The following is a 25,989-nucleotide window of genomic DNA, read 5'->3' on the forward strand; positions in this document are numbered from 1 at the left end:
GCTCACCCCGCATGCCAAACTTCCACTTCACAGAGAGAGAAAATATTGGTTTGTGGTGGGTGCGCCGGGGTGATCCGAGCACGGGCGGCGATGACGCGGCCGCCAGGCCGTGACGTCGCTAAGGCAGCTTCGCTGCCGTCGCCCGCGCGCAGGACGCCCCGGCGTCAGCGAAGGGATCGAAACCCGAAGGGCGGAGACCCCTTCAGGGGGTTCCGTAAGGCCCGCTAGGGCCGATGAGAGCCCGGTCCCGCCATAGGCGGGTCGCCCACACCCCTACCCCGTCCCTGAGCCTCCTAGCCGTCGTCGCGCTCCCATTCACCGTGCCCTCATGTGTCGTCGTAGCCGGGATCTTCGGGGTCGCGTCCAACGTCAGGATCGTCGCTCTGTTCGACATCTCCGTCCGCACCGGCGTTGTCACCGATCGTCGGCGTCGACGCGCCGCGGAAGCATGCCGGGTCGCACAGCAGCATCGGGGTGCCCCGGCTGACCAGCTGGACGCCGTCGATCGACAGCGGTCTGCTGGCGAGACGGGCGCAAGGTTCATTGCGCTGGTCACGAAAACCGCAAGGTGCGGCGAGTGGCTCCAGTCGGGGCGTCGATCCTGCGTCATCGCTCTCGGGATCGCGCTGGGTGATGTCGGGATCGGGTTCTGGATCGAACATGTCTTACTGCGTGGGCATCGCGGTATCCTCCGTGATGTTGTGGTGGTTGCGACGGGGGCGCTCGCGGATCGAGCGTGAGCACGCGAAAAGGGCGGCGCCGTAAGGCGCCGCCCAAACCCGGCGGGTCAGTAGAACTCGGCGCGGTCGGCGATGATCTCGCAACCGTAGCGGTCGTTACCCTCGGCGTCCTGCCAGCGGGTGTAGTGGAGGCGACCTTCGATCGCGATCAGGTCGCCCTTCTTGCGGTTCCCGGCGACCGCCTTGGCGAGACCGTTGAAGCACGTGACCTTGTGGTATTCGGTCTCCTTGACGGTGAAGCCGTCCTCGCCCTTGTAGGTGTGACCGTCTTTGTTGAGCTTAGGGCGATCTGTTGCGACGAAGATGGTTGCGACGTTGGTCGTGGGGTTGACCGCGCGCAGCTCAGGGGCGCGGGTCAGGCGGCCGATCAGGTTCACGTTGTTCATGGCGATTGCTCCCTCGGGTGGTGTCGGGCGGACCGTCCGCCGGTGTCACCGGAGGGCGATCTGGCGCGGTGCTGCGCACCGGAAGGGCTATCGGGGCCGGCGCTCAGGCGGCGGGCACGGTGGACCTGGAGGGAAACCCCTTTTGCAGGGGTGGAGCGGGCAGCCGCGCTTCAGCGCGGCAACACGGCCCTGCCAAAGGGGTTGCGCGGTGCCGGGCCGGATCGCAGGTGACACGAACCGGCGGATGAGCCGTCCGATAGCTCCTGAGGTCCTAGAGCGGTCGCCATGAACAATCCGCGTGAACCGTCAGGATCGATCGTCTGACCTGTATGTCGAGTGGCCGAGTGCGCGGTCGGCCCCATGACGAACTTCGTCTCGAGGACGTACCCGGAACTCGGCTTATGCTCGACCACAGGGAGCGAGCGGGCGAGGATATCGCCGCTAGGTGATCCGAAAACTGCTTGGTTGCCGTTGGCAGGGCGTCTCCGGGCAGTGCTCGTTGGACCGCATCAAGGTCGAGCGCGAAGCGTGTTCGCGAGCTCGTGATCTCCGCGCTGGTCTGGTCGGTTGAGGCTAAACCCCGTGCGTGATTGACGTGTCGCATCGCCGGAAGTGCAGTCGGACTAATTTGTCAGGTTTGCTTGTACCGATGGTGGTGGGTCCAGACGGGCGATCAATCGGGAGGGGGACCGACGCGAAGCGTCGGTCGGGATCAACCGAAGAACTTCGCGATCGCGGCACCCGCTGTCATCAGCGCTGCGGCGGCGAGGGTTGCCTGAAAAAGGAGCGTTCCGGGGAAAAAGCGTACCTCGAGCTTCACCTTGGCGAGATCGGCCTGCGTTTTTTGGATTTCGACCTGCATCTTGTCGATCCGCGCGAGCTGTTCGCGGATATCGAGTTGAGGATCTGGTGCGATAGTCGCCATGGTTCTCTCCATATAGCGTGGAATGTTGAACGATTGAAGTGTGGCTCCGGTCGCCTTCGTTCATTGAAGACGACGCAGCGCGCTAGGCGTAGGGCACGTCAACGGGGACCGCTTCGGGTGGTGAAGCGATCCCCGTCGAGAGTAGCGGGCGACGGGTCGGCGTCGCCCAGCGTGGAGTTAGGCCACCTCCTCGAGCGGGGCGGTGCTTTCGCCGAGGCCATCAGCGGCCGGCAGGCCGGATGCGGCGCCGTCGGCACCGAAGGGCGGTGCGGGATCCTCGTCCGACTTGATGCCGAGCGCGCTGGTCACGTCGCGACGCTTCTGCGCGCGCTGCCAGACGATGTTGTACGAGCCATCCTCCTGCCGGAAGGCCGAGACCTGCAGCGGCTGAGCGAGTGAGGGATCGTCGATGCGGCCGTTCAGGAAGGCTTCGCCGGTGTTGTTGGAGGTGAGTTCGAAGAGCGCGCCGACCTGCACCCAGGTGCGGCCGGGGGTGAGCGCGTGGATCTCGTAGCGCGGCGCGCGGGGATTGTTCGATTGGACCGGCTTCAGCGCGATCGTCATCGCCACTGCGAGCGTCGAGATGCGGCCCATGAAGATGCCGGCTTCGTTCTGCTTGATCTGACCGATGTTCATCGTAACGTCTCCTGTGTGTCTGCTGGACCCCATGTCCTCGACAACATCTTCAATCCCTCTCTCCTCCCCGGCCCTTCGGCCGGGCAGGGCGCGAAAGCGCCCCTCACCGACGCGCTTTTCGCGTGGCGGTGGACGATGGTAGGGAGTGGTAGGGAGCGTCCTGGGACGGTCGTTTACGAGGAAGACGAGGTCAGTGCCGAACAGATGACGCTTGGCGGCGCGCCGGTGGCGTTCACCGCGTTGGTGAGACTGCGAAGAACGGTTTGTTTGATATCGGCGTGGAGCCTGTCCCGCTCGTCGCGGAATCGCGGTTCTGATGCGCTCAACTGTTCGAGGAGGGCGTCTTCTACCTGAAGTAGACTGACGGAGAGAGTGAACCGGACGCCGTCCGGTTGGGGATCCTCACCCCACACCGTGCAGAGCGGCAAGCGGATTTGTCGTTCCTCGAAGTCCTTTTCGGAGGTCACGTCGGAGCGATACTGGGGCGTCAGGGCTCCGGCATTGAGAAGCTGAGACATCGCTTGCTGACGCGCGTGCTCGCATATGTCGGGCATCTTCGTCAGGCGACCGCTTCCCCAAGAGGCAATCCACTTGAACATTGGAGCCCTTTCCTTCCGGTTCGTCCGGTGAAGCCGCTCGGCACGAGCGACGCGTAGTATGTGACTGGCCCGTCAGGGCCGTCACAAGCAAGCGAGCTCTGCCTACAGCGAGGGATCGTCACCCGGCAGGGCGGAGACCCGCAAGGGGCTCCGGGCGGCAAAGCCGGCTAGAGCCCGGTCCCGCCCACAGGGCTGGCGCCCTTCAGTGTCTGCGCAGCTAGTTGCGGTTATTTGGCGTCGACAGACCGTACTCGGTGTCCAGATCTTGCCCGGCAGCTTCACGGATGGTGCGGAGTTCATCGCGCGTGATGCGTCCATCTGACATGGCGCTTCGATAGGCTTTCGCGCCGAGTGGTCCGGCACGCGACAGCACGATCGCATGATGCTCGCCCTTTGCGTCGACCGGCCAGAAGGGCCAGGCCACGAGAGAGAACATGCCCAAGCCTAGGGCTAGGAAGACGTAGCTGAGCGGAACACGACGTCGGGCAAACAGGATGATCGCGCCGGCAGTGAAGACGAGCGGGACGGCGACCGGAATGACGTTGAGCATGATCTACTCCTCGTAACGGCATGGTATCGGCGGCAGCGCGCTCCCGCCAGTGACATGGTCAGGTCACCCGGATTTCGATTGTCTCGTCGTCGCCGTTGTCGGCGACCAGGACCGAGCGCCCCTCTCTGGCAGCGCTAGCCGCGGCGTCCACGGGCCAATCGCCGTACTCGCGCAGCATCTTTGCCATGTGAGCTTCGGCGCTCTCCCGGTTCGCATGATCTTTGATGATCGTGTCGAACGAGAGGGACTGGTGAATCGTTTGGATGGGCATGATGATCTCCGGGCGCGACGCCGGCACGCGCGAGGCGTAGCAAGTGAGCGGCCCGCAGGGTCGTCACGATGCGAGCGAGCAGTGCCTGGCGGAGGGTAGCGGCTATGCGGAAGGTGTAATCGAAGCGCGAGCGGAACGGCTGAAACGGTGATCGCGGACGAATAGGCCGCGCATGGAACGCGCGTTTCGCCGCCCCTCTGTGGGTCGCGCCGCTTCAGCCGGTGGTCGGTGGAACGATCATGAAAGGCGGCGGGAGGTAAGCGCCGGTGGCGAAATGCTCCCGAAGATCGTCGAGGCTCGTGATTTCTTTGGCTTCGTCCGAGGTGAGGACCGGTTGCCCATTCTCATCCGCGGTAAATGCGCGCCGCTCACCCTCGCCCTTCCACAACACGATCTCAGCGGGGAAGGAGCCCGGTGCGCCGCCCGACCATCGCCAGAAGGGCAAGTCGTTAGTGCAGCAGAAGTCCTCGATCTCGTCGATCTTGCCGTTAGCGATCTCGTGCCCCTGCAGTACAAGAGGTTCGCCATCGGGCAGGTCAGTCGTGGTGAATGGCTCACCATCCCATTCAGTCGAGAGATTCTGAGCATTTGCCTTCTCGACGAGTTCGTCGAGAAGCTCGGCGGGTAGTCTTCCGCCGATGGAGATGGAGACGGAAACGCGGTCGGCCATGGTGGCACCTCGTTGCTTTCGTGGCGCGCTGGTCTTGAGCGGGCCTTCGGCACCATTCGTCCAGCTATCCACCACCACCTCCTTCCCTTCAGACAAAAGGTTGAAAGACTGTTCAACTTGGATTCGCAGGTGCAGCAGAATCTACTTATGGCGGAGATGCAAGACGGTTTTAGGTCCGTTTCGAGGCCTGTCCCCTTTTGGGCAAAAAAAGGGCGATGCCTGGTGAGGCACCGCCCTAGAAACGCGCAGGGTAAAAGGGGGTGGACCTGCGACGTCTGCCGGTGCCGCGAGGGAGTGGGCGGCACCGGAAGAGGGTCAGGCGCTTTCGGCGACACGCTTTGCGCGGCTGCGACGCGGCGCGTCCTCGACCTGTGCGGTGGTCTCGCCGAGGCCGTCATCGCCGGCGCCAGCGTTATCGACCGGGCCGTCGGTTGCGGCGCTGCCGTCGGCACCGAAGGGCGGTGCGGGATCCTCGTCCGACTTGATGCCGAGCGCGCTGGTCACATCGCGACGCTTCTGCGCGCGTTGCCAGACGACGTTGTACGACCCGTCCTCCTGGCGGAAGGCCGAGACCTGCAGCGGCTGGGCGAGCGAGGGATCGTCGATGCGGCCGTTCAGGAAGGCTTCGCCGGTGTTGTTCGAGTTGAGCTCGAAGAAGGCACCGACCTGCACCCACGTGCGGCCCGGGGTGAGTGCGTGAATCTCATAGCGCGGCGCGCGCGGGTTGGCGGACTGAACGGGCTTCAGCGCGATCGTCATTGCGACCGCGAGCGTCGAGATGCGGCCCATGAAGATGCCGGCTTCGTTCTGCTTGATCTGACCGATGTTCATCGTAACGTCTCCTGTGTGTCTGCTGGACCCCATGTCCTCGACAACATCTTCAATCCCTCTCTCCTCCCCGGCCCTTCGGCCGGGCAGGGCGCGAAAGCGCCCCTCACCGACGCGCTTTTCGCGTGGCGGTGGATCGCCTTGAGGGTCTTGGGGCCGACCTTCGTGGAGGGCGTCGCTACGAGGGACCGCAGGGGTGATCAGGGATCGTTGCCGGGGGGTGGCGCTGAAGGTGACGCCGGGCTGTCGCCAGTTTTCGCAGGGCGGAATTGAGGAACAGTCCGTGCGAGCTTTCCGCATCGATCAGCGCGGCACGTTTGGTCAGCTGGGTTTCCCGGTGTCGAATGGCGTCGATCGCCATCATGACATCGTCGAGGGTGAGGGCGACGACCGTCTGAGACGGAAGGAGCGGGACGCAGCGTAGGGCGAACGGGAGGAAGCGCGGCGCAATGGGCAAGTGGTGTGCCAGTGCGAGCTCGACCGCGTGACGCCATTGGTCCGCATCATGGGTGGTTTCGCGGAGGATTCGTGCGGACGACATCGGCGTGAGCGTGCGCAGTGCGCCCGTCTCGATCGTGACCGCGAGCGGGTCGGTCGACGCGAGGCCGATGACACCTTCGGGAACGATGGCGAGGACATCCCCTTCGAGGATGCAGGGGCTTTGATCGAGGCACGCTTCGTAGGCGGCCGCGCTGGTGTCGTAGAAGTGGACGCGGTGCATGACCGTTTCCTTCAAGGTTTCGATGGGGGGGGCGACCGCGGATGCGGTCAGGAATATCTTGGCCGCTCGACGGGGAAGCGTTCGGGCGGCAGGCCCGAGAAGGTGTAGGCGCGGTAGCGCCCGCCATCATAGATCACCGACGACACGTCCGGCTTGTGGCGTTGCAAGCGCTCGAGAAGGCGGTTTGCGCGACGCTGCGCTGCGATCGCGGTCTCGTCGTCGAAATGGATGGTGATTGCGCGCACAAAGGTGCCGCTGTCGTACCACCAGCCTCCTTCTTCCGGACCTCCGTAGATTCGGTCAATCTCGTAGAATGCGAGGATGCTCCGCATGATGTGCTCCTGTCTGGCCGGTCGGCTCCACCACCGCCGGATTCCGCGAGCCCACTCCTCCTCCTCTTCCATCAGGCGTCACGAGGGTCCTCGTGGCGCTGGTGACGCAAGGCGCGTCCCAGAGCTTTCTTGCGGGCGACTGCTTCGGCTCGGGTGGGGCACGGTGCCGATAAGCGGCCGCGATGTGCGGTGCTGTTGTCGAGGACGATCCAGCCCGCGGCGGTGTGTGCGACGTGCATGGCGTCGCTGCGTGACCCGGTCATGACCCGGGTTCGCGCGGACGGCGTTTCGCGGCTTCGGCGTGAAGAGCGTCGACGAGGCTGTCGCGGTTCGATCTGATCTCGCTGTCGGGGTCGGTGATGACGCCGGCGGCGCGGGTCAGCAATTCAGCAAGGTCGCGATCCAGCAGCGGTCGACGCGAGGGGTCGGGATGCGGCGGTTCGTCCCCGGCCTCGTCCATGAGCAGGACCAGGATCGAGGGTTTTTGGCCCTCGTCCAGTCCACGGCTATCGGTGACGTGGCGTCCGCCACCCGTCACTGCGAATGCGTTAAGGGTGGGTGATACCCCGCCACTCGGGACCGGGATCGTGCTGCCGCGATCGTGGAACTGGATGTCCACGAAGCGGGCGGGGCCGTCGTAGGTCTTTCCCATGAAGCAGAAGGTGACTCGGCGACCTTCGCTGGTCTTCGCCGTAAGGGTGAACGCGCCATCAGGGATGTCGATCGGCTTGTGCGGAACGTCGTTGAAGCCGGCAAAGCCAAGCGAAACGGCGTCGGCACGAGTCATGACGGGGAGGTCTGTGATAGCGGCCATAGTGGGTTCTCCGATGTGCATGAGCAGTGGGTTTGTGCGGCACGGCCGGTACGGCCGTGCGTTCAGGCTCGATGACGACCGGCGACATCGAGGATCTTTTCGTGACCTTGCTGGTCGGCGCAGCAGGCGGCAGCGACTTGGCGTGGCGCAGGGCGGTAGGACCGGTCACGGCATTGCCCGTGGTCTTCCACCCGCGCTCGAACTGGTCGATCGCGCCAAAAGGGTCAGCGCGTCAGCGCGAGGCTATTGGCAAAGCGGAAGAGATTATCCGCCAGGAACATCCCTACGTACCCAGCCCGGGATTCCGGCCTTAAGCCGCTCGCCGGTCGGCTGCTGCCATGAGGCGCGTTGCGCCTCCAAAGGCACGCAGCGTCGCGGCGATCTCGCCCCGGAGCTTTGCCTTGCTGGTGACGACGATCTCGGGGTCGAGCGGCGTTCCGTCGGTTGTGGCAAAGCCGGTAGCGAGACCGTTCTTGGTCTCGACGCGGACAAGGTGGCCTTTGCCCGGCGCCGGACCGACGTGGCGCGCGGTGAACTCGCCGAGGCTACCGTACAATGCGGTGATCGCCTTTCCCCATCGGATATGCCCCTGTGCGGCGACCGTCGTTCCGGTGAAGCCGCGATCAAGCCAGGTCCGAAGGTGAGTGCGCTGCTGAAGTCGCGAATTGCGAGTGCGCTCTAATGTGCGAGCAAGAGGCAGGATGTGAGCGACGGTATCGATCAGGTCGAGGTCATGCCCTTGCAGCGCAATCAGCACATCGTCGTATTCACGATTTTGCAGAAGGGCGGAAAGCTGGGCGGTCGCGGCCTGGTGGTCGATCATGATCGCGTCTGTTGTCTGACCGCCGATCGCGTCTGGGCTGACAAAACCGTCGGCCGTAAGGATGACGATCGTCGCGGCCTCGGCACCTGGTCGTGCTAGGGTTATCGCCAGGAAATCCCATGCAGGCTCTGCAGCGATGACATCGGCACCGAGGATCAACAAGCGTCGCGACCATCGGGCCGGTCGGTGATGATCAGAGGGCTTCGGGTAGCTGCTCGGTGCAGGTCGCCCGGCGAGGATGATCTGAGGATCGCGGGGCAAGTTGTCGCGGCGCATGTCTGCCACGAGGCTGCGGCGTGCGGCGTCGAATAGGTCAGTCCGGTCCCCTCCCCCGTCTGAGAAACCTTGATCATAGGCGGCGTGGCGGTCGGCGAGCGGCGTCACTGACGGAATCCCATCAGGGTATCGGTGCGGCCACCCGACATGCGCGGCGTACCAGCCATCCGCGTAGCGGTTGGCGAGGTCCCAGCTCAGTGCGTAGCTTTCGCGGCCGCGCAGGATCGCGATGTCGCGATCGTTGCCGCGGCCTCGACGCACTTGATCCTCGGTGAAAGCGAAGTTGCTCACCTCGCGCCGCGTCGCGCTCTCGGCCGCGATCGCATCGTTGACGCTTCGCATCGCGGCGATCCGTTCGCGGCCTCGTGCCATACGGTCCGAGAGGGGGGCGTCGGCTGGAAGATCGGGGAAGGTTTGCCACGCAGCAGCGATCGCCGCTGCGTGCTCGGGTGTGCGTCCGCGGGACCGCCACGCGGCGGGATCTGATGGGTCAAAGGCGTCGGACATCGTCGGCCTCGTTCGTGTTTGGGAGCCACCCGATCCGGGCAGCGGGGGCGCCGTTAGGCGGCTGCGGCCTCGGTGAGCCGCGCCGCGGCGATTGCGGCCTCGCCGGGAAACGCGGCAGTCAGGTTCCCGTGCAGCGTCTCGAAGTCTGCGATCGGGAAGCGCCCGTCCGGGCCGGGTCGGGTGACGTGCAGGGCGCTGACGAGGATCTCGATCGGATCGGTCGTGATGACTGTCGGCGTCGCGTCGTCATATTCCACGGGCGCGCGGAAGCCCGCTTCCAGCCACGTGCTCAGCCCTTCCTCGACCGTCTCGGCATATGCACGAACTTGGTCATCCAGTTCGTTTTCGACGTGAAGCACGAGCGAAACGTACCGGCCGAAATCGTGTCGATTGGAGAGGCCCGTCAGGCGGCACCCGGGAGGTGGAACCCCGTATCGGGCGATGATAGCGTACTTGTATGCGAGCACCTCAAGCTTGTTGAGGATCTCGAAGTTGGGTGTCTGGCCGAGCTGCGCGCAGGGCTCGTTGGCCGGCGTGCCGCCAATATCGACGAAGTAGGGCATGGGGATCTCCGATGGTCCTCTTTGGACCGCCGAACCCCTCCCCCCTTTCCTTCCCCGCACCGGTCGCCTTGGTGGACCGCGGGGTGCGCGCTTAGCGCGTCGGCGTCCTCGGTTCGCGTCGTTCGAGAAACACGAAGAAGAGCATCACTAGCGGCAATGCCAGTAAGTAGAGGATCGGATGGATCGCCATGGCGGTCAGGAGGACCGCGGCTGTTGCTGAAAGGAGAGCGAGCGACTGCCAGAAGCGGGGCGATACTCGCGAAAAAACGGCACCGATTTTATTGAAAGCGGGGAGGACTTTCTTGGACACCGGCCTTCTCCTGCATTGATTATCGCGTGTCGCGGTTCGCCACGACCGTCACTGCGGTGTGCCTCGGTTTGCGTCTGAATCGAGAGACAGTGGGTCGGACCAACGCAGTGCGAGGACGATGATGGCTGTCAGGGCGCCTGCCCCGCAAACGAGCCAAGCTATAAGGAAGCCGCGGGTCGCGACGGAATAGGTCAGGATGGCGACCCCGGCGCCTGCGACCCCGATGGCCTCGCGCCGATCGATATAGGTGTTCAGATAAACGAAGAAGCCTCCGGCGACACCCAAGCCCGTCATGGCGAGCAGCCATTGGTAATCCTCGGGCAGGTATTGCAGGCTCCACAAGCCCGTCGCAGCGGCAATGCCGGCAAGAACGAGAATAGCGAACAGGCGCCAATTGCGGCGGGCCGGCAACGTACGGACACCGGCGAGTTCATGCGAGGGTTGGGTATCCGGCATGCGTGATCTCCTCACTTCAAGGCTAGCACAGGGCGCGGTCCGCGGTCACTCAACGACGTGCCTGTCTGGTTATTTTGGGAAAAGTCGGCGCTTCATCTCAGCCTGGTACTCACCATCCGACACACCGAGCGTTTTAAGGCGGTCCATCTCGAGCGTGTTGCCGAGATCCGTTGGTAGGGCGGCGTGTGGGGTGGCAATTTCGATCGCCGCGGCCGCGGAGGTGAGTTCGTTCGGCTCGAGACCTTTCCAGATGAAGGTATCGCATTCGCCGGGGTCCTCGGGGTCGGGTCGCGACACCTGTACGTAGAAGGTTTCGAGTGGTCGGTCCCACCCGATCGCTACGCTGACGCCGGCAGGCCCGACAAAGGTATGGCGACTCATGAGCGTGTTCCTCGGTTGGTTCGGTCGCGGCACACCGTCGTTGGTGGGTCCGTCAGGCGTCGAGAAGACTCGCCGTGAATTGGATCAAGAGACCAATGACGAGGAAGCCGCTGATGAACCACCAGTTGGCGGTCGTATGGCTCAAGGATAGGGCCGTGTTTACCAACGCGTCGCTCGTCACTGTTGCAGGTTCGGGATCGCTTCCCAGCAGCCACAGATTACGACCGCAAATCATGGCCGCGAGGTAGAAGGCAATTGCGAGGGTCGATACAGGTCGGCGGATGATGAAGCTGATCATTGTGACCCCCATGTAGTCTTGAGTGATGGTTATCCCGACGTGGTCGCCTTGCGTCCATTAGTCACTGCCTGGACCGCCGCTTGCGGGCCTGGGCGCGGTCATCAATGAAGATGACCGCTTCGTGCAAGAGTCCTTCGAATGCCAGCATGAGGGGTGCGGCTTGCAGGACACCGGAGAGGAGGTTCTGGGTTCTCGCCAACCCGTCGGCGGGATTGCTGACCGGCGGCTCGTCGGCGCTGAACAGGGGAACGAATGAGATAGCGAAAACCAGGACGGGGATCGCGCCGACGGCCATGATGGTCCGACGGTAGTCGGGCATCAGGTGGGCCACTACGATCCCGGCGAGAACAAGCACGGCGAGGCCGAGAAGCGACCAGTAAAGGTGGTTGGGCGAGCCGAAGAGGAAGTCCGTCAGGACAGCAGTCATCGTTCATCTCCCGTGGAGATTGTTGCATGGGATGGTAGCGGAAGGAAGCCGCGGCGGTAGGTGTCGACCGGTGGGTTAGGCCAACGCGGCGATGGATCGGATCACGGAGAGCGGCTGCAGATCATGGACGGCGACGATGTCTTCGACGCCGAAGCCGATGCACTCCTCAAGCCATATGACATAGCACGCGGCCTCGGCGAGTTCGGTTGCGAGCAGCTCGTCCATCATCGCCGCCTCCCGGGCGAGCTGCTCGGGGAGCGAGTCCCAGTCGAGCGCGTCGAGAAAGCGGTCGCGTCGCTCAATGAAGCGGATCAGGCGGTTCTCGTCTGCCTTGGCGATCGCGATCGCCCGTTGGATGCGCATGGCTCGTCTCCTCTCGTGGACACGATCCCCCCTCCCCCTTCTCTTCTCGTCGGCACGACGGGCTCGGCTCCGAGCTGCTCACGCAAGACGTCGGATCTGATAGGATAGGCAAGACGAGGCAATGTGCGGCCAGTGTGGCGGGCGCTGCGCGTGAGCTCGAAACAGTAGGTGAAAAGGCTGGCCTGTCGGGCCGGGACTAGAATGCGCTCGCGGCGGCACCGTTCGAGCCATGCTCGGAGGTGTTCCTCCGTCCGCGGCCTCGGTGCGCCGAGCCTCACGAGTTGGTCGACGGCGCCGCCATGACCCGTCTCGAGATTTCGGATCTTGGACAGGGTGCGATCGGAGATTGTCTCGCCGGCGATGCGAAGCACCGTCCGCGGCCTCGTTTGTCCGCGATAGGCGCCGGAGAGCGAGGCGTAGACGCAGCCGCAGTGCCCAAACTGCGGGTCGGAAAAGCTGACGACGGACTGGATTACCGGCTTGGCCTGGCGCAGCAGTCGGAATGCGCGGGCGGCGAAATAGCTTTCACCGTTGGCGGCGACGGACGGTAGGCACAGAAGGCGTTGCAGCACGCAACCACGTGTCGGATCGTCGTAGCCGGTGTGCCGCGTGATGACCGCGCCTGATGCGGGCACTCCGAACACGATGATGCCGTCGAGAGAGGAAATGCCGCCACGGCCTGGACCGAAGAGCCCGACTGCCAGTTGCGCGGCGGGGTAGCGGCTAAGGTAGTGATGGTCGGCGACGAAAGCGCGTGCGGTGTCGTGGGCAACGACGTCAACGGCGTAGCGGCGTGGATCGATGACGGTATCGTCGGTCACGAAGCGGCTGCGCCGGTCGCGCCAGCGTTGTGAGCGGTCAGTGATCATGGTGAGCCTCGTCAGGCAGCGCGCTGATGGTAGAGGTCGGCAGCCCATGCTTCGACCCAGTTTGCCGTGATCTCGTCATGGTCGAGGTCACCCGTCTCGATAAGGTCTCGGATCTGGGCGCGCGCTTCGGCGATGGCACGTTCCCATGGATCATCGACGGCGACGGGACGAGCCGAGTGGTCTGCGGCCTCGGGTAGCGTGACCGGAGCGGCAAGCGCTCGCCCGCACTGGCGTCGATACCAGCGCTCCATGTGGGCGGCGACCAACCTGTCGCTCTTCGCGACACCGCGTTGGATCGCGTCCCGTCGCGCCGCGATGCCGAAGGCTTGACTGTCGATCGAGGCGACCCAGCGCGAGAACGGCGCTAGGTAGGGCAAGGCGTCACCCTTGACGCCAAAGGCATGGGCACGGACGCCGACTGGTAGGACACGCGAGAGGCGCTCTACGACGGCGACAAGTCCTTCGGGGCCATGGATGACGCGTCGGCACATGCTCCCGATGCCGACGGTAGTGCCGGGTAGGATCATGCCCTCGATCGCGTCGAGACAGCGGACGTAGTCGTCGGGTGTCCTGCCCTGCAGAACCGGCATGAAGCGGTTTGCGATGCCGAGGTCGATCGCACGCGCGAAGCACTCTCGGTTGGTCGCGATCGTTCGGGAGATACGGTCGAGTACCTCTTCCCGGTTCGACGCTACGCCGTCTTCGCAGCAATAGTCGATCGAGGACACCCGTCGGAACGGGTACGAGGCCGCTAAAGCCATGTAGTCGGCGATCGACCACGGTAGACCACCGTATCGGACCATCATCGAGTAGCCGGCGCTGTCGAGATCGAGGCTGACCAAGCCATCCGCATTAGCGAGCGTGGCCGTTCGCCATCCTGTCCATTCGCGCCAGCCATCGGCCTTGCGCCAGCGTGACAGGCAGTTGGCGGAAATCAGCACTGGCGCCTTGAGGCGCTCGGCGGTTGCGAGCAGCGCGCCGTTGGCGAGATGCGGTAGGCCGAGAATGATCTCGATCGTCATGACCCATCACCCCGATAAATGGTGGGATAGCCGCTGATCGTCGTCAGCTTGCCTTCTATGATGCCGATCGAGACGTTGCCGTGCAGGTCGAGACGGCGATCGCCGCGTCGGCGTATGTAGAAGTCGAGCAGGCCGCGACCGTCTGCGGTCAGCTCGACGCCGCGCGTAAAGGCGGCCCACGGCTCGTAGTCATCGAGATCGGTGTCCTGCCAGTCGGGATCATCACTGATCAGCGCGAAGTTGATGGATGTTTCGCCCGATGCGAGGCTCTGCCGGCGTCCGACCTCAAGGATGACCTGCCCGACCCGCTCAAATTTCGCTTCTCGGCGGGCGGCTTCACGGATGGCCGCGATGTCAGTCGACGTGGGGCGGAACCGGATCATCAGAGATCCTCCCGCAGCATGAGCGTCAGCACACGCGTCGTCAGGCTGGCGTTCGCTGGATCTTCCGAGCCCCATTCGAGGGCCGCATCGAAGTAGTCGATGCGGAAGAACACCGTGGTCTGGTCGACCATAAAGGATCCGCGATCGCGTTCCGGACAGTCCGCGGGAAAGCTGTGTCGACGCAATTCCTGGAGCAGCCGAGCTTGTGCCACGGCCTCGGACGCGAGCGTGCCGGTCGACAAGGTGGCGAGGCACGTGCGCGTGACGGTGATGCGCGCGGTTCGATCAAAGCCTTGGCGGCAGCGGTCGTTAAGTCGCGCGATGGCTTCAACGCGCGTTTCGGCAGCGGTCTCGATCATGGTTCGATCCTCGGTTCGTTTGTCGGTTGTGTTGGGTCAGGCGGCCATCGCGTCCGCGTGGCCGCGGCCTCGTTGGGCGAAGGCCAAGTGGAAGCGGTCGAGCCAGTCGCCCATCTTCGGACGCTCTCCGATCGGGACGGTGGCCGCGACGTCCTGGAAGCGGATGAGATCGGTGGGAGCGTCGCGCACGATGCGATCGATCTCATCGGCCGGGAGTAGGGCCTCGGCTCGAATGAAAGTTGTCATCGATCCGGGGCGCGCCCTGGTCGATCGGCGCCAGAGCCCCTCGACCGTGTGAAGCCGGGGTGCTGCGCGCGCCTCGACTAGGACGATCAGGCGAAGGCACCACGGCGGAAGGCTGCGGATCTCGTCCGGCTTGTTGGCGATGCACAGGATACAGGCCGACTTGGGCGGTACAGGCAGGCCTTCGGCCTCGATCCGGGAAACGCATTGCGGACGGTCCCAATTCCACTCCCGTAGTGGGGAACGGCATTCGTAGAGGGGATCGTCGATGGTCAGCGCATGGTTGGCGCGCGCTGTGTCGCGAGGACCGGCGTCGTAGCCGATCAGTCGGACGACACGTTGCCCTCGGTCCCATGCTTCGATCGCCGGCTGCCAGGTCTTGAGAAAGGCGTCTTGCGGAGCCTTTTTGTATTTGAGGCTGCATGATGATCCCCCGAGCGACTTGCTCGGCAGGGTCGCGTTCGTCAGGCACATCTCCAGTATGCCGAAGTAGGGTGGCCAGTGTTTGAAGCGCTTGGGTACGTAAGAGACGAGCTCGAACCGTATGCCGCGATCGCGCATCCAGGGGCGAATGATGTCGAGGTAGTCGTAGGTTTCGGGCTTCTCGTTGCCGGTGTCGGCGCTGAGCACGAGATCGGGAGCTTCGCCTCGGGCGTGAAGCTCGACCAACAGTGCCGTGCTGTCCACGCCGATCCCGTAGGAAAGGACATTTGGAGGGGACGGCAGCGTCATGGCTGATCCCCTTCCGGCTCGAGGTAGCTGTCGTACGGTACGCCGGCAGCTTCGACCCATCCGCCTTCGCAATCGAGGTCCTCGATCCGGGTCATCAGCGCGGCGCGCAGCTGTCGCGCGTCGACGTCGTGGCCACGATCGTCGTTCGAGACGACACTGAAGGCGATCGCATAGGCATGATTGAAGCGCGCCATGTCACGCGCCCTCCCCGCCTGCGCCGGTCGCGGTAACGGTGCGCTCGACGATCTGCACCTCGAGGCGATCCCGGTTGATGACGACGGTTACGGTGCGGTCTGCGGGAACCATGAAGTAATGCCCCGACAGCTTGTCCCGGATGCGGCTTTCGAGCGCTGCATCGTCGCCCTCAAGCAGGCCGATGACCCGCTCGGCCGCGTCCGCCTGGAAACGCTCCTGCTGGGTGTCGTAGCTGTCGGCGTCGCTATCCGTGGAGGGTTCGAAGGCGGCGCGCTCGAAGAGATCGGCGACGTCCAGGGCGGTCCGGCTGCTGCCGCGGCGCACGAAAATCGACGTTTGGTCGACCGAATTGCATGTCCATTCATCCGGGGCGAAGGCGACGTCCGCTGCAGTCGAGACCTCGATGGACGCGCCAGCGTGCGATACGGTCGCCACCATCGTGATCGCGTCGACCCAGCCATCCTCGGCGTCGCTCGGCGCATCAAGCGTAGCCGAAACCACGAACTCGCGGTCACTCTGCAGGACGCGAAAACGTAGGTCATCGACCCGGGCGAGAACGTCGTACCAGCGGTAGCCTGTGAAGGCGTCCTGGGCCACGACGAGAGGTCCGCCGAACGGATTATGCGCGGCGATTGCGTCCGCGGCAGGCTGTGCGACCAGTGCCTCGAAGTCTGACATAATCACCATGGAGGTATCGGTCGTGCGCTCGCCCGTGGCGTAGTTGCGCCCGCTATCTGCGGCGGGAGCCACCCATCCGAATAGGTACGCTTCCGCTTCTGGCAACTCGACGCCGAGGTCGAGTGCAGCCCGCCAGTGTTCTGCGGACAAGCGGTGCGCTCCTTGCGAGGCAATCGCACGGAAAATGGCGACGCTGACCGCGTCTTGCAGCGCCGCCAGGCCCTCGTTCTCGATCACCTCCTTGCGAGCTGGAAGTACGAGCTGGATCTGCGGCGCATCGAAGATGTCGACGCGTGCGATCCAGTGTGCACCGCGATCGACCTCCTGGATCTGCAGCAGTTTGCAGGGGAGCGTCAGCCCGTGGAAATTCAAGCGACCTTCGCGGGTGGAGTAGTGCGATGGGTGCTTTTGGAAAACGCCGATCCGGGTCCCGTTCCACTCTTCGACATGGATTGCATCCTGCAGCCAGTCCTCGCGCGGTAGCGTATCTCCGTTCAGGGTCACCGGGAGGGGGTAGTGTTTCGCGGCCGTGGCGACGTCGTCGGCCAGTGTCTTCAGCCAGGCGTCGGGAACTTTGATCGTGATGGCTGTGCCGCGCGAGATTGGGTCGGGCGAGATTGCGATTGGTCGGCTCGTCTCCCACGCCGAGGCGGGGATGTGCGCCATCCATCCCCGCCGGTCGGGACGGGAGAAGGAACGGACGATCACGTCCCGACCGGCGAGGCTGAACACGCCCATACCTGCCGGGTCTTCCATGCGACGAGTTTGCTCCGACCATCCCGAGCGTCCGAGTGTGACGATTGAAGCAGGATCGGCGATGCCGTGGCCATCATCGATGATGTGGAGGAGCGTGTCGGGTCCGCCCGTTTGGATCAGGACCGCGACCGCAATAGCGCCGGCTCGGCGGGCGTTCTGGAAGAGCTCGGTCACCACGTCGAAGGCGGTGTTGTTGAAGAGCCGTGTGACCTTCGCGATCGTCTCGGGCTCGACCGCGGTCGCTATGGTGGCGGGGATCATGATGCGCTCCTCGTGGCTGGCGTGCCTTTCACGCCCACCCGAGTTCTCCCCCTCCCCTTCGAGCCACGGTCGATCCCGGCCTACGGCCGCGGAGATAGGCCGAGAATGTCCTGCAGCGTCGGGGCGGGCTTGCGACGCGCGCGGCGGCCGAACCTGACCCCCCTGCTTCTCGGCGAATTTATGGACGGCAGCATACTTGCGCCCGAGCGCCGTCGCGAGATCGGGCAAGGCGATGTCATGGGCGTGTGCAAGCGCGAGGGCGCGCCGGTCGTCGTCGCTCCAGGGCCGGTGGTAGCCGTGAACCAAACCCAAGAGATTGGCGCGGGTGAAGAGAGAGGCTTTGGTCCGCCCCATTTTGGCGGCGAGATCGGTCATCGGCATCTTGCCGTAGTGATCGCGGAGAGTCGTGATGTCGGCTTCGGTCCAGATGGGACCGCCTCGAAACCCGTTTCGGTTTGCGTGCGTGCCACGCAGTCCGAGATGGTCGACCCGCCAGTTGATCGAACTGGTGCTGCGGCCGAGCCGCTCGATCAGCGGAGTGCGGCTCGTCCCATCGGTATAGACGCGGGACAGAAGTGCGTCCTCATCGGGTGTCCATAGGCGCCCCCAACCGCGGCCGTAGCCAAGCTTGCGTAGATGGGGGCCAAAGCCCGCCTTCGTGCGTCGCGGGAAGCCCTCGGCCACCATTCTTTCGATGATGTCGAGATAGCGATGGCCTTCGGCCGCCAGGGTCAGCGCGCGCGCCGCCTCGGCCTCGGTCCATCCCGGGGGATTGTTTGGGTGCCGCAGGCCGAGAGTGCTCGCGCGGGTGATCGTTCCGGATAGCGGTCGACCGATCAGGGCTGCGATCTGTGCGACAGCTATCGCACGCTCGAAACCGGCGCGCAGCTGCGCATCTTCCCAATCGGTCCAGCGCGGCGCGTTGCCTTCGGTGAGTCCGAGAACGCCAGCGCGCGCGTAGATCGCGGTGCAGCCCCGACCAAGATCCTGCGCCAGCGCGGACGCCGGTTGTGAACCGTACTCGCGTGTCAGCCAGGCGTCCTCGGCCTCGCTCCACGTCCGTTGCGAGTTTCGGCGTCGCGACCCTCACCGACCTGTGCGCTCGAGGCCGCAAGCGGGGCCTTGCGCCTGTGATAGCCACCCAACGTCTCGCCAAGCTCTCGACTTCCGTCGTCTCCGAGCTGCAAAACGTGCTCGTCGGCCTCAACGTCTTCGACCGTGACATCGCGAGGGCAGCTGACCTCCTCGGTTTCTCCGCCAAGGAAGCCGACGCTCTGCGAACGCTCGTGCCAGGAGACTTCTTCGCGATGGGGCCGGCGCTCTCGGCGACACCGTGCCTCGCCCACATCGATCCGACGATCACCGAACATATCGGCAAAACCCCGGAGCTGCGCGCCGCAGCATCCGTTGACGCGTCCGAAGCCGCCCGGCTGCTCGACCTCGCCGGCCTTGCCGAAGTGGCGGACCACGGACCCGCCATCGCGCTCAAAGGCACACGCGCACTCGACGCGTTCCTCCTCGATCCAGGTGCGACCGACGCAGCCGCGATCATCGAGGCGCTCAAGCGAATTTCGCCGAACGCCAGCACGGCACGAGACCTCGCCAAGCACCTGTCGATCGACATCGAGCGGACCGATCGCGCGCTCAATCTGCTGTCGGCGATCACCGCGGTCGACACGATGCCGAAGGGCGAGGATCGTATCGCCCGTCTCCACGCACGTCTGCGCGCTCGCCTCAGCGACGTCGCCGTGGTGGCACTATGACCGACCTTACTCCGGACGTCGTCGAGCTCGTCGCCTGCCCGAACCGAGCGGCACCAGCCGGCCGTCTCCACGAAATCGCCTACCGGGCCGATGCCTGGACCCCTGATGAGGTCGGAACGCTCGAGCGCCTGTTCCGCGACGACGTTGCAATCGAGGAAATCGCGTCGGCGATCGGCCGCCGAGTGCATGGCGTGCGCGACAAGATCGCGACGCTCGGTTTGCGGAGAGCCGACGCGCTTCCGCGTCGCGAGCGGATCCAGCCACATGGGGCGCCAGCAGGTGGCCCTCGTCGATGCAGACGAGCACGGTGTGTTCCCAATCCTCGCGTGGCGCGCCGATTAGGCCGGCGAAGAAGGCGGCGGCTTTAATAATGCGTTGATCCGGATCGAGATCGGTCAGATCGATATGGATCGAGAGCCGGTGATGGCGGCTGCGAGCAGCCGCGGCGGTCAAGCCGTCTGCGGTCAACTCGACGGCCCGGATCGTCGTGGCGCCGATATGGCGCGCGAGGTTCTCGAACTCGCCTTCAGGGTCGACAATCGCGATCGTCGTATAGTCGAAGGCCTCTTCGATAATCCGCCGCAGGGTACGGCTTTTGCCGGCACCCGAGCTACCCTGAATGAGCAGTCGGCCGGCAAGGAGCCGGTCGAGGTCGAGGTGGAGTGGGCCTGTCGAGTGGTGACCCAATGGTACGCGATTGTCCGCGGCCTCGGGCAGCGGCCGGAGCGGGGTGACGCAGGTCATGATGGCGGTCTTTCCGATGTATGGAGATGAGGTCGGCGTTGCGAGCTGGTCTTGATCGACGGGCGCGCGGTGGACGCAGCCTTCAGGGCAACGAAGCGACCTGCTTGGTGATCGGCGCCGTGCTCTCGACACGCTCTGCCGAGAGCGTGTCGAAGGTTTCGGGCATGATGCGAGCGTCGTAGCGGGTCTTGTCGACAAGGCCGTAGATGGCCTCGCCCTCGTGGCGCGCGAAGCCGAGCGCATCGACGCTGGCAACGCGGCGGAAGACGCACCCGACTTTGCCGTCGGGAACCCAGTCTGCCCACGAGCCGGACGCGGAGACGCTTTCGTACTGGCCGATAATGGCGGTGTAGGCGGCGCGACGTCGAACGACGTGGCTTTCGCCGACAGTGATCTCTTCGCCGGTCAGAGCGGTCCAGCGATCAGGATGCCAGCACCGCACCGACCTACGGGCATTCTCGACTTGGAGGGCGATCCCGGGCACCGGCAGGCGCCGGAACTCGCTCGCAAAGCCATAGAGTACCAGCGCATAGTCGACGTCCTCCTCGTAGAAAGGGTCAGTACGGCGCAGCGCATCAGCCATAGCTGCCTGGCGCTCGTCGGACAGGACGTAGCCACCATGGCTGGGGGTGCAGACGCGCCATATACCGGGCAGGACCTGGTCGGCGCGATCGGGTGAGCCCCATGGCGTGGTTTCTGGTCGAGGGCTCGGCTGGAAGCGGGTCATCTGTCATCTCCCTTCTGGATCGGACAGGCCCCTCCCTCTCTCCTTCACTGGATCTAGGATGATCCGATATGCAGCTGGTCGAGCACGGCCGCCTCGAGGGCGTCATGCTCGAGATCCTCGGCGTGTATGGTGACCACCGGCGCAATTTCTCGAAGCTTCTCGACCTGCCGCATCTTCATGCCGAGTGTATCGGCATCGTGTCCGGTCACGACCTCAAGGGCGGCCTCCAGCACCTCTCCGGTGGTGAAATCCCGTAAGTCGAGGAGAAGGTCGGGCCGGACCTCACCTGAGCTGGTCGGGACATCGAACAGGAGCCTTTTGAAGCCGATTCCTATCCCGCGTCGACGTAGCCGATACTGAAGATCAAGCAGGCCGACGACAGTCTGGCGCTCTGCGGCATTGTGTACGGCGATGAAATTGGAAGGGCGGGCGATTGGCTGTGCATACGCCCGGAGCGCGGCATACCCTTCACGAGGATTGTGCTCGCCGATGACGGCCAGGACTAGAAAGGGAGGACCGATCCGGCGCTGATGGACGCCGATATGCCGAATACGATTTTTGACGATTAGTTCGTGACCGCCCGCAAGCGTGACAGTCGTTCCTGATATATCGACGGCGTAGAGCAGGAGGAAAGCTTGCGGCGCATGTTCGGATGGCCAGTGGCGCGCCGCTTCGCGTAATTTTGCGAAGACGATACCACGCTGGTACGGCTCGATGTGCGTGTATAGGTGGCGTGACAGAGGAATGCCTGGGGCAATCTCGACACGTTCGGCGGCACTGCGCAACCGCCCGAACTCCAGAGCCATCGAAGCCTCCCGGGGTTCTCCCACACCCAGCGGCTCGACGACATTGACGTGCGCCATCTCCATGATCTGCCATAACAGGCGCGCGAGACGCGGGATTGCGACCCCGCGCGTCCGGTCGTCTGGCTCGTCGTCTTCCGGTAGCTGCGCGAGCTTCTCCGGTGCGAGCCGGTGGGCGGAGAAGAGACCCTCCGGCTCGTTGATCGTGCGCGGTGTCGCGGTTGCTTTTTCGCGGATGCGAGGCGGGGCTTGTTCGCGGAAAAAGGGACAGTCGACGTGGTGCTCGGGTCGACGCTGACGGATGCTGGTGAGGCGGCGCAGGTAGTAAGTCTCGGCCTCTGACAGGTAAGCGGGTGATAATAGCGGTGGATCAGCGCCCTCCCCGAGGCAGTCGCACGCGATCCACTGATGATGGTCGCGTGCCTTTACGACCATGATAACCGAGGCGCGGTGATCGCTGTCCTCACCATCCCCGCTGTACCAGCGCACCAGGGCGTGCCGCACGACGTCTGGGACGCTCGTGCGTGACGCAAGCCCACGAGTGTCGCGAGGTACGAGCCACATAGGTGCGATCATATCCGAAGATCAGAGGGAGAAAAGATGTCGTTGAACACTTGCATGGTCGCAGATGTTCACGTTACGTTCGGCTGACAGGAGGAGTAGGTCATGAAGCTTCAAGATTTCACCGGGCCGATCGATCTCGATCTGACGCTGCGCGATGCCTCGCTTAATCCCGATATCCGCGGCACGCGGCGCGCCATCGCTGCGGCCTCGATGGGTGTGGAGCCGGAGGACGCTTATTACTCGGTACGGGAGCTTCGCGAGGCATGCGAATGGATCCACGAGGGCGACCCTGCCGGTAAGGCAAAGCTGGCGCAGATCCTCGGCAACGGGTGCGACGATTACCAGCGGTGCATCTACTACAATCTCGCTGGCCGTGGGGTGTGCGTACTGATCGATGACCTGTTGTGGCTGGAGGCGCTGCTGCTCGGACGCGGTCGGGTGGCAGGCTATCTCCATCGCGGCAAGCTGCCAAAGCGGCTTTCCCAAACGCCCTATGTGGCAGCCGAACCGGACGGGCCGCTTGGCCGTTTCGAGCCGCAATTCGCAGTTGGGGCATCCTGGTCGCACGATCCGGGTCCGGAGTACGACCCCGTCGATCGTCCCGCAAAGCGTGGGCGCCCCGCGTAGGACTGAAGCCTTTCAGGCAAAAAAGAGCGGTCCGGCATTGGTTGCCGGACCGCTTTGTCTATCAAGGATCTGTTCTAGTTTCGCTCGCAGGCGAGACGTTCGCCGCGACGCCACTTCTCGGGATCGATCCACTTGCCAGCATGAGCGCCGCGCTTGTTGGTTCGCGCTTCGTCGTAGGCGCTCATGTACCGGGCGGCGCGATCTCGATCGCGGCTGAGATATTTGGTCGCCGGCACGGCCCATCCCTGTGAGATGAGTTGTTCACCGAGATCAGATCCGTTCACGTCCACGACGGCGACCGGCCGGCCATAGCTGCTGTTGCCGACCAAATGGATCGTCGCCTCGCCGGAGCGCAGCATGCGCGCGGTCGCGTCCTGAGCAAGCTTGCCGCAGGGGTAACAGCCGCTGGCAATCTCGCAGAGCTGCTTCCGCTCGAACGCGTCGGCCCCGGAGAAACGGAAGTCGATGCTGACGGTATCGCCATCGAGTGCGCGGGCTCGCCCGGTAAGATCGTGGGCGAGCTCAGCCTGGGGTTCAGCCGCGCCACATGCCGCAAGGGTGATGACCGCAAGGAGAAGTATCGTTCTCATGCGTAACGCAGTTCGAGTTCGACGTTGGGACCATCGACAAGGGCAGGAACGACCTGGAACGGCTGCAGTATGTCTCCAGTGCGCACAACCGAGACGTGGCGCGCTCCTGCGGCAAACATGCGGGCGGCGACCGCCTGCGCATTGGCGCGGCTGCATAGACGCGAGCGTTTCGGACTCAGCGGGGCGGTGAGGTTATCGTGGCGAAGCATGGGTTTGATCCTGATGCTGGACGGCGTGGCGATCAACCGAACACCGTCTTGTGGACGCGGGTCTGGGTCGGTGGCGGTACGATAGTCCACGGCATGTCGCGCAGACCGGAAATACGATAACCCACATAATCGCAACCGAGCTTGGCGAGCGCGATTTTCCGACCGCGCTTGTGAACGACAAAGTCGGTGCCCTCGTATCCGTCGACGAACTTGATTGGGTGCGGCAGTCGGATGTGCATGCCATGCTCGAGCGGGCGGTCCGTTCGCCGGGCAAGTCGATCGAGGCAGCGTCGTCGCCAGTTGAGCGCGGACGGGTTGTCGGTGTCGCCAAGCAGTGAGAGGATCCGCTCGGGGCACTCGGCCTCGTTCGGACCCATGGTCTCGTCCATATCCTTATACGCAAAGACGTAGCCGTCTTTCGCGCGGGGGTTCCAGCTAACTAGGCAGACCACGGCGACGGTAGGCTCGTCGATGCCGTCGTTGCTGGGGGTCACGGCTGCGTACCAGACCTTGTTGCGGAGGCACGACGAGGCGACGACACGCAGTGCCCTGCCCTTACCTTCCGTATCGCGTCGATCGAATGTGAACTGTGCATCGAGGTAGCCCTTGGGCGTCGAGTGGGGGGCCATCGACGACATTGGCATGCTGAGCCAACCCATGGAGTGCTCCTTTCGGGAGGAATGTAGGGGCAGGATCGATCAACCGGCGAGAAGCGCTTGGGCCTGTACCATCGGCGTCAGCCGCAGTTCTCGACGAAGCCGTCCGGCGAACTTTTCGGTTGCGAGGAGCTCGCGGGCCATGGCGTATCGGGCACGATCGCCCAGGTGATCGTGACGGCCGCGGACGCGGCGGTAGTTCACCTCGTGGCCTGGACCGAGTGCGGTAAGCGAGAGTTGCACCCGGACCTCGTCGGTCTGCAGCGTGATCTCGCCCGATTGCGAGACATGGCCACGGTTCGATCGTAGGTCGAAGTCGCCCTCCCTCAGCCCCAGTGCGACAGCCAGGCGGTACAGGGCAGCTCGTCCCTCAACATGGAAGAGGTTCTTGGCGGCCTCGTCGTACGCGACCCCCCGAATAGCGAGTGTGGCGAGCGCCGGGTGTTGCTTCAATTCGGCGATCTTGTCTTCGCAACGACGCCTGAGGAGTGTGTCGTCCGAGCCCGCACCGGCTATGTGGCCCAGGTGACGGGCGAGAAGCAGCACGCCGGGATCGGCATCGAACGGCACGCCGGCGTTTCGGCAGTCGTCGATCGCGGTGGTGACGGCATGGAGGGCGGCGACGATTGTCGTCAGCGCGCTGGGATCAAGCGCCTGCTGATGACGGAAAGCGACGTCGTAGGGCATCTCTGAGGTCTCCCGAGCGCCCAATTGCGCTCGAAATCTCGCTCCCCCTTCCCTCTACTCCGACTGGATGTTCGGCCGCGCCTCAAGGCTGTCGGCGACCTCGTCAAGGAGAGCTGCATCAATCTCCTCGCCAGGCTGCAAGGGACGCAAACCGCGTTCTGAATCGATCGCACCCTGCAGGAGACAGGCGGCGCTGGACGCACCGTCGCCAGCTGCGTCGTAGAGCGACAGCGCCCGTGTCATCAGTTCGAGACGAGTCGTCATGTCTGCTCCGGGAGATCAAGGATGCGTGGGGGTGGCGTAGCAGTTGCTACATCACTCCGAGCGGAAGGCTCCGCGCCCCAATCGAAACGCACCGACGACGGATCCACCATCCCAGTGACCGCCAAGGATGCCGCGTCGTGGCACGCTGCCGACTGGATAACGGCGAGCAGCGAGCAGCCGAGCTCGACGCGTGTCGCGGTCGACAGGCCTGTTCGTCATGAAGTGGGTAGCGAAGCGAAGGGCTAGCATGGGTCACCTCCTATCGAGCCTGATGCAAGTGTTCATGCCTTTCACAGCATAAGGCCCAGCGGATCGCTGGAACGGCGGGCGGCGTCGAAGCCGCGGTGCCAAGCGCTGGCACGGCGGCTGCCGGCACGGTAGCAGCAGACCAGATTGCCCATGACCTGGGCGCGCCAGCCCGCCTTCTCAGCCTCCCATTCCGCGTCGGGCGGACCCGACGCGAGCAGGGCCAGAACATTGTATGTCACGGCCCGTTGTTGAGCTCGTCGGCAGCGATCATGATTGTGATCGCTGCTTCCAGGGCGGCTTCATCGTCGTTCACGACCCGCGCGGCGGGCTTTTGCCGCTGGACAGCCGATGCCACAGCCGCGACCGATCGGCCCTTCAGCGGGTATGACCAGACCTTACCGGCCTCGATAACGACCAGCTTGGTGCGGAAGGCGCGCCGCAGCCGCTTCGTCTCCTCGATCCGGGTCATCAACGCGGCGACCTCGAACTCCAGCGTGTGTTTCAACACCGTGTCGCCGATGCGCGTGGGCGCGCGATTGTCGGCAAGCCACGCGTCGACGTTGGCTTCGCTGACCTGACCGACCGGGTGAAACATGTCGGCTGCGCCGTGGCCATGGTTCGAGGCGAGGAAGGCGCGCTGCCCATCCACCCAGACCTCCGCGGTGTAGCAGGCTGTCTCCTCGGAGAGTGCAGCGATGATCTTCAGCTTTCGCAGCTCGATGTGCATGTCGA

38 protein-coding genes and 2 pseudogenes are annotated in these 25,989 nt (G+C 64.3%); 3 read left to right on the forward strand and 37 right to left on the reverse strand.

Annotated elements, in window-relative coordinates; genetic code table 11:
* Nucleotides 1–326 precede the first annotated feature (326 nt).
* The 12 genes from L8H00_RS12555 to L8H00_RS12610 form a co-directional block, all read right to left on the reverse strand.
* Nucleotides 327–662 carry a hypothetical protein gene (locus L8H00_RS12555; RefSeq protein ID WP_242097688.1) on the reverse strand — a complete coding sequence of 112 codons (336 nt, stop codon included), beginning with the start codon at nt 660–662 and terminating at the stop codon, nt 327–329.
* Nucleotides 663–787: 125 nt separating this feature from the next.
* The gene (locus L8H00_RS12560) at nt 788–1,126 is read right to left on the reverse strand and encodes a single-stranded DNA-binding protein (protein ID WP_133192268.1); all 339 of its coding nucleotides are present in this window, start codon (nt 1,124–1,126) and stop codon (nt 788–790) included.
* Nucleotides 1,127–1,838: 712 nt separating this feature from the next.
* Nucleotides 1,839–2,051 (reverse strand): hypothetical protein, encoded by a 213-nt coding sequence (locus tag L8H00_RS12565; RefSeq protein WP_133192267.1) that lies wholly within the window; start codon nt 2,049–2,051, stop codon nt 1,839–1,841.
* Nucleotides 2,052–2,228: 177 nt separating this feature from the next.
* Nucleotides 2,229–2,687: a DUF736 domain-containing protein gene (locus L8H00_RS12570; protein ID WP_133192266.1), complete on the reverse strand. Its 459-nt coding sequence runs from the start codon at nt 2,685–2,687 to the stop codon at nt 2,229–2,231.
* A 173-nt stretch (nt 2,688–2,860) separates the two neighbouring features.
* Complete coding sequence (locus L8H00_RS12575; RefSeq protein WP_133192265.1) at nt 2,861–3,286, reverse strand: hypothetical protein; 426 nt, start codon at nt 3,284–3,286, stop codon at nt 2,861–2,863.
* 217 nt (nt 3,287–3,503) lie between these two features.
* Nucleotides 3,504–3,836, reverse strand: a complete 333-nt coding sequence (locus L8H00_RS12580; RefSeq protein WP_242097689.1) for a hypothetical protein — start codon at nt 3,834–3,836, stop codon at nt 3,504–3,506.
* 58 nt (nt 3,837–3,894) lie between these two features.
* Entirely contained in the window at nt 3,895–4,107 is a 213-nt protein-coding gene (locus L8H00_RS12585; RefSeq protein ID WP_133192260.1) for a hypothetical protein, read from the reverse strand.
* A 214-nt stretch (nt 4,108–4,321) separates the two neighbouring features.
* Nucleotides 4,322–4,849 (reverse strand): hypothetical protein, encoded by a 528-nt coding sequence (locus tag L8H00_RS12590; protein ID WP_133192259.1) that lies wholly within the window; start codon nt 4,847–4,849, stop codon nt 4,322–4,324.
* 243 nt (nt 4,850–5,092) lie between these two features.
* Nucleotides 5,093–5,608 (reverse strand): DUF736 domain-containing protein, encoded by a 516-nt coding sequence (locus L8H00_RS12595; RefSeq protein WP_133192258.1) that lies wholly within the window; start codon nt 5,606–5,608, stop codon nt 5,093–5,095.
* 175 nt (nt 5,609–5,783) lie between these two features.
* Entirely contained in the window at nt 5,784–6,326 is a 543-nt protein-coding gene (locus L8H00_RS12600) for a hypothetical protein (protein ID WP_242097690.1), read from the reverse strand.
* Between the two features lie 47 nt (nt 6,327–6,373).
* Nucleotides 6,374–6,658 carry a hypothetical protein gene (locus L8H00_RS12605; RefSeq protein ID WP_133192256.1) on the reverse strand — a complete coding sequence of 95 codons (285 nt, stop codon included), beginning with the start codon at nt 6,656–6,658 and terminating at the stop codon, nt 6,374–6,376.
* 259 nt (nt 6,659–6,917) lie between these two features.
* Nucleotides 6,918–7,445, reverse strand: a complete 528-nt coding sequence (locus L8H00_RS12610) for a hypothetical protein (RefSeq protein WP_242097691.1) — start codon at nt 7,443–7,445, stop codon at nt 6,918–6,920.
* A gap of 98 nt (nt 7,446–7,543) precedes the next feature.
* Here L8H00_RS12610 and L8H00_RS12615 point away from each other — a divergent pair, with 98 nt between their 5' ends.
* Entirely contained in the window at nt 7,544–7,786 is a 243-nt protein-coding gene (locus L8H00_RS12615; RefSeq protein WP_133192255.1) for a hypothetical protein, read from the forward strand.
* Here the strand turns inward: L8H00_RS12615 and L8H00_RS12620 are convergent.
* The 15 genes from L8H00_RS12620 to L8H00_RS12690 form a co-directional block, all read right to left on the reverse strand.
* Nucleotides 7,783–9,078, reverse strand: coding sequence for a hypothetical protein (locus L8H00_RS12620; RefSeq protein ID WP_242097692.1), 1,296 nt, complete (start codon nt 9,076–9,078; stop codon nt 7,783–7,785). The genes L8H00_RS12615 and L8H00_RS12620 overlap by 4 nt on opposite strands.
* Before the next feature lie 53 nt (nt 9,079–9,131).
* Nucleotides 9,132–9,641, reverse strand: a complete 510-nt coding sequence (locus tag L8H00_RS12625; protein WP_133192253.1) for a hypothetical protein — start codon at nt 9,639–9,641, stop codon at nt 9,132–9,134.
* A gap of 91 nt (nt 9,642–9,732) precedes the next feature.
* Nucleotides 9,733–9,951, reverse strand: coding sequence for a hypothetical protein (locus tag L8H00_RS12630; protein WP_133192233.1), 219 nt, complete (start codon nt 9,949–9,951; stop codon nt 9,733–9,735).
* A gap of 48 nt (nt 9,952–9,999) precedes the next feature.
* Entirely contained in the window at nt 10,000–10,407 is a 408-nt protein-coding gene (locus L8H00_RS12635; RefSeq protein WP_242097693.1) for a hypothetical protein, read from the reverse strand.
* A gap of 69 nt (nt 10,408–10,476) precedes the next feature.
* Nucleotides 10,477–10,788 carry a hypothetical protein gene (locus L8H00_RS12640; protein WP_133192227.1) on the reverse strand — a complete coding sequence of 104 codons (312 nt, stop codon included), beginning with the start codon at nt 10,786–10,788 and terminating at the stop codon, nt 10,477–10,479.
* Nucleotides 10,789–10,840: 52 nt separating this feature from the next.
* Complete coding sequence (locus L8H00_RS12645) at nt 10,841–11,086, reverse strand: hypothetical protein (protein WP_242097694.1); 246 nt, start codon at nt 11,084–11,086, stop codon at nt 10,841–10,843.
* 61 nt (nt 11,087–11,147) lie between these two features.
* Nucleotides 11,148–11,513 (reverse strand): hypothetical protein, encoded by a 366-nt coding sequence (locus L8H00_RS12650; RefSeq protein WP_133192225.1) that lies wholly within the window; start codon nt 11,511–11,513, stop codon nt 11,148–11,150.
* A gap of 75 nt (nt 11,514–11,588) precedes the next feature.
* Complete coding sequence (locus tag L8H00_RS12655; protein WP_133192224.1) at nt 11,589–11,876, reverse strand: hypothetical protein; 288 nt, start codon at nt 11,874–11,876, stop codon at nt 11,589–11,591.
* Nucleotides 11,825–12,745 (reverse strand): hypothetical protein, encoded by a 921-nt coding sequence (locus L8H00_RS12660; RefSeq protein WP_242097695.1) that lies wholly within the window; start codon nt 12,743–12,745, stop codon nt 11,825–11,827. Before L8H00_RS12660 ends, L8H00_RS12655 begins: the two co-directional genes overlap by 52 nt.
* Before the next feature lie 11 nt (nt 12,746–12,756).
* Complete coding sequence (locus L8H00_RS12665; protein ID WP_242097696.1) at nt 12,757–13,767, reverse strand: hypothetical protein; 1,011 nt, start codon at nt 13,765–13,767, stop codon at nt 12,757–12,759.
* Nucleotides 13,764–14,150, reverse strand: coding sequence for a hypothetical protein (locus tag L8H00_RS12670; protein WP_242097697.1), 387 nt, complete (start codon nt 14,148–14,150; stop codon nt 13,764–13,766). Before L8H00_RS12670 ends, L8H00_RS12665 begins: the two co-directional genes overlap by 4 nt.
* On the reverse strand, nt 14,150–14,509 hold the full coding sequence (locus L8H00_RS12675) for a DUF3768 domain-containing protein (protein WP_242097698.1): 360 nt from the start codon (nt 14,507–14,509) through the stop codon (nt 14,150–14,152). The genes L8H00_RS12670 and L8H00_RS12675 overlap by 1 nt, the downstream gene beginning before the upstream one ends.
* A gap of 36 nt (nt 14,510–14,545) precedes the next feature.
* Complete coding sequence (locus L8H00_RS12680) at nt 14,546–15,484, reverse strand: hypothetical protein (RefSeq protein WP_133192221.1); 939 nt, start codon at nt 15,482–15,484, stop codon at nt 14,546–14,548.
* Nucleotides 15,481–15,678, reverse strand: a complete 198-nt coding sequence (locus L8H00_RS12685) for a hypothetical protein (protein WP_242097699.1) — start codon at nt 15,676–15,678, stop codon at nt 15,481–15,483. The genes L8H00_RS12680 and L8H00_RS12685 overlap by 4 nt, the downstream gene beginning before the upstream one ends.
* A gap of 1 nt (nt 15,679) precedes the next feature.
* Nucleotides 15,680–18,058: an ATP-binding protein gene (locus L8H00_RS12690; protein ID WP_242097700.1), complete on the reverse strand. Its 2,379-nt coding sequence runs from the start codon at nt 18,056–18,058 to the stop codon at nt 15,680–15,682.
* A 389-nt stretch (nt 18,059–18,447) separates the two neighbouring features.
* Here L8H00_RS12690 and L8H00_RS12695 point away from each other — a divergent pair.
* Nucleotides 18,448–19,137, forward strand: a pseudogene (locus tag L8H00_RS12695) (AAA family ATPase); the annotation flags it as partial.
* 225 nt (nt 19,138–19,362) lie between these two features.
* Here L8H00_RS12695 and L8H00_RS12700 read toward each other — a convergent pair.
* From L8H00_RS12700 to L8H00_RS12710, 3 genes and pseudogenes are all read right to left on the reverse strand, one after another.
* Nucleotides 19,363–19,881 (reverse strand): annotated as a pseudogene (locus L8H00_RS12700) (DUF87 domain-containing protein); the annotation flags it as partial.
* 82 nt (nt 19,882–19,963) lie between these two features.
* Complete coding sequence (locus tag L8H00_RS12705; RefSeq protein WP_133192216.1) at nt 19,964–20,608, reverse strand: hypothetical protein; 645 nt, start codon at nt 20,606–20,608, stop codon at nt 19,964–19,966.
* A gap of 53 nt (nt 20,609–20,661) precedes the next feature.
* Complete coding sequence (locus tag L8H00_RS12710) at nt 20,662–21,975, reverse strand: hypothetical protein (RefSeq protein ID WP_277924430.1); 1,314 nt, start codon at nt 21,973–21,975, stop codon at nt 20,662–20,664.
* A gap of 102 nt (nt 21,976–22,077) precedes the next feature.
* Here L8H00_RS12710 and L8H00_RS12715 point away from each other — a divergent pair, with 102 nt between their 5' ends.
* Nucleotides 22,078–22,602, forward strand: a complete 525-nt coding sequence (locus tag L8H00_RS12715; protein ID WP_133192211.1) for a hypothetical protein — start codon at nt 22,078–22,080, stop codon at nt 22,600–22,602.
* Nucleotides 22,603–22,676: 74 nt separating this feature from the next.
* Here the strand turns inward: L8H00_RS12715 and L8H00_RS12720 are convergent, their stop codons facing one another.
* The 7 genes from L8H00_RS12720 to L8H00_RS12750 form a co-directional block, all read right to left on the reverse strand.
* Nucleotides 22,677–23,192: a thermonuclease family protein gene (locus L8H00_RS12720; protein WP_133192210.1), complete on the reverse strand. Its 516-nt coding sequence runs from the start codon at nt 23,190–23,192 to the stop codon at nt 22,677–22,679.
* The gene (locus L8H00_RS12725) at nt 23,189–23,401 is read right to left on the reverse strand and encodes a hypothetical protein (RefSeq protein WP_133192209.1); all 213 of its coding nucleotides are present in this window, start codon (nt 23,399–23,401) and stop codon (nt 23,189–23,191) included. Before L8H00_RS12725 ends, L8H00_RS12720 begins: the two co-directional genes overlap by 4 nt.
* Before the next feature lie 32 nt (nt 23,402–23,433).
* Nucleotides 23,434–24,060, reverse strand: coding sequence for a hypothetical protein (locus tag L8H00_RS12730; protein ID WP_242097702.1), 627 nt, complete (start codon nt 24,058–24,060; stop codon nt 23,434–23,436).
* Between the two features lie 39 nt (nt 24,061–24,099).
* Nucleotides 24,100–24,744, reverse strand: a complete 645-nt coding sequence (locus tag L8H00_RS12735; protein ID WP_133192206.1) for a hypothetical protein — start codon at nt 24,742–24,744, stop codon at nt 24,100–24,102.
* A gap of 54 nt (nt 24,745–24,798) precedes the next feature.
* On the reverse strand, nt 24,799–25,008 hold the full coding sequence (locus tag L8H00_RS12740; protein WP_133192205.1) for a hypothetical protein: 210 nt from the start codon (nt 25,006–25,008) through the stop codon (nt 24,799–24,801).
* Nucleotides 25,009–25,298: 290 nt separating this feature from the next.
* Complete coding sequence (locus tag L8H00_RS12745) at nt 25,299–25,496, reverse strand: hypothetical protein (RefSeq protein ID WP_133192203.1); 198 nt, start codon at nt 25,494–25,496, stop codon at nt 25,299–25,301.
* On the reverse strand, nt 25,493–25,984 hold the full coding sequence (locus L8H00_RS12750) for a hypothetical protein (protein WP_133192202.1): 492 nt from the start codon (nt 25,982–25,984) through the stop codon (nt 25,493–25,495). Before L8H00_RS12750 ends, L8H00_RS12745 begins: the two co-directional genes overlap by 4 nt.
* Nucleotides 25,985–25,989 lie beyond the last annotated feature (5 nt).

The organism is Sphingomonas sp. CROZ-RG-20F-R02-07, assembly GCF_022662335.1.
Lineage (GTDB): Bacteria > Pseudomonadota > Alphaproteobacteria > Sphingomonadales > Sphingomonadaceae > Sphingomonas.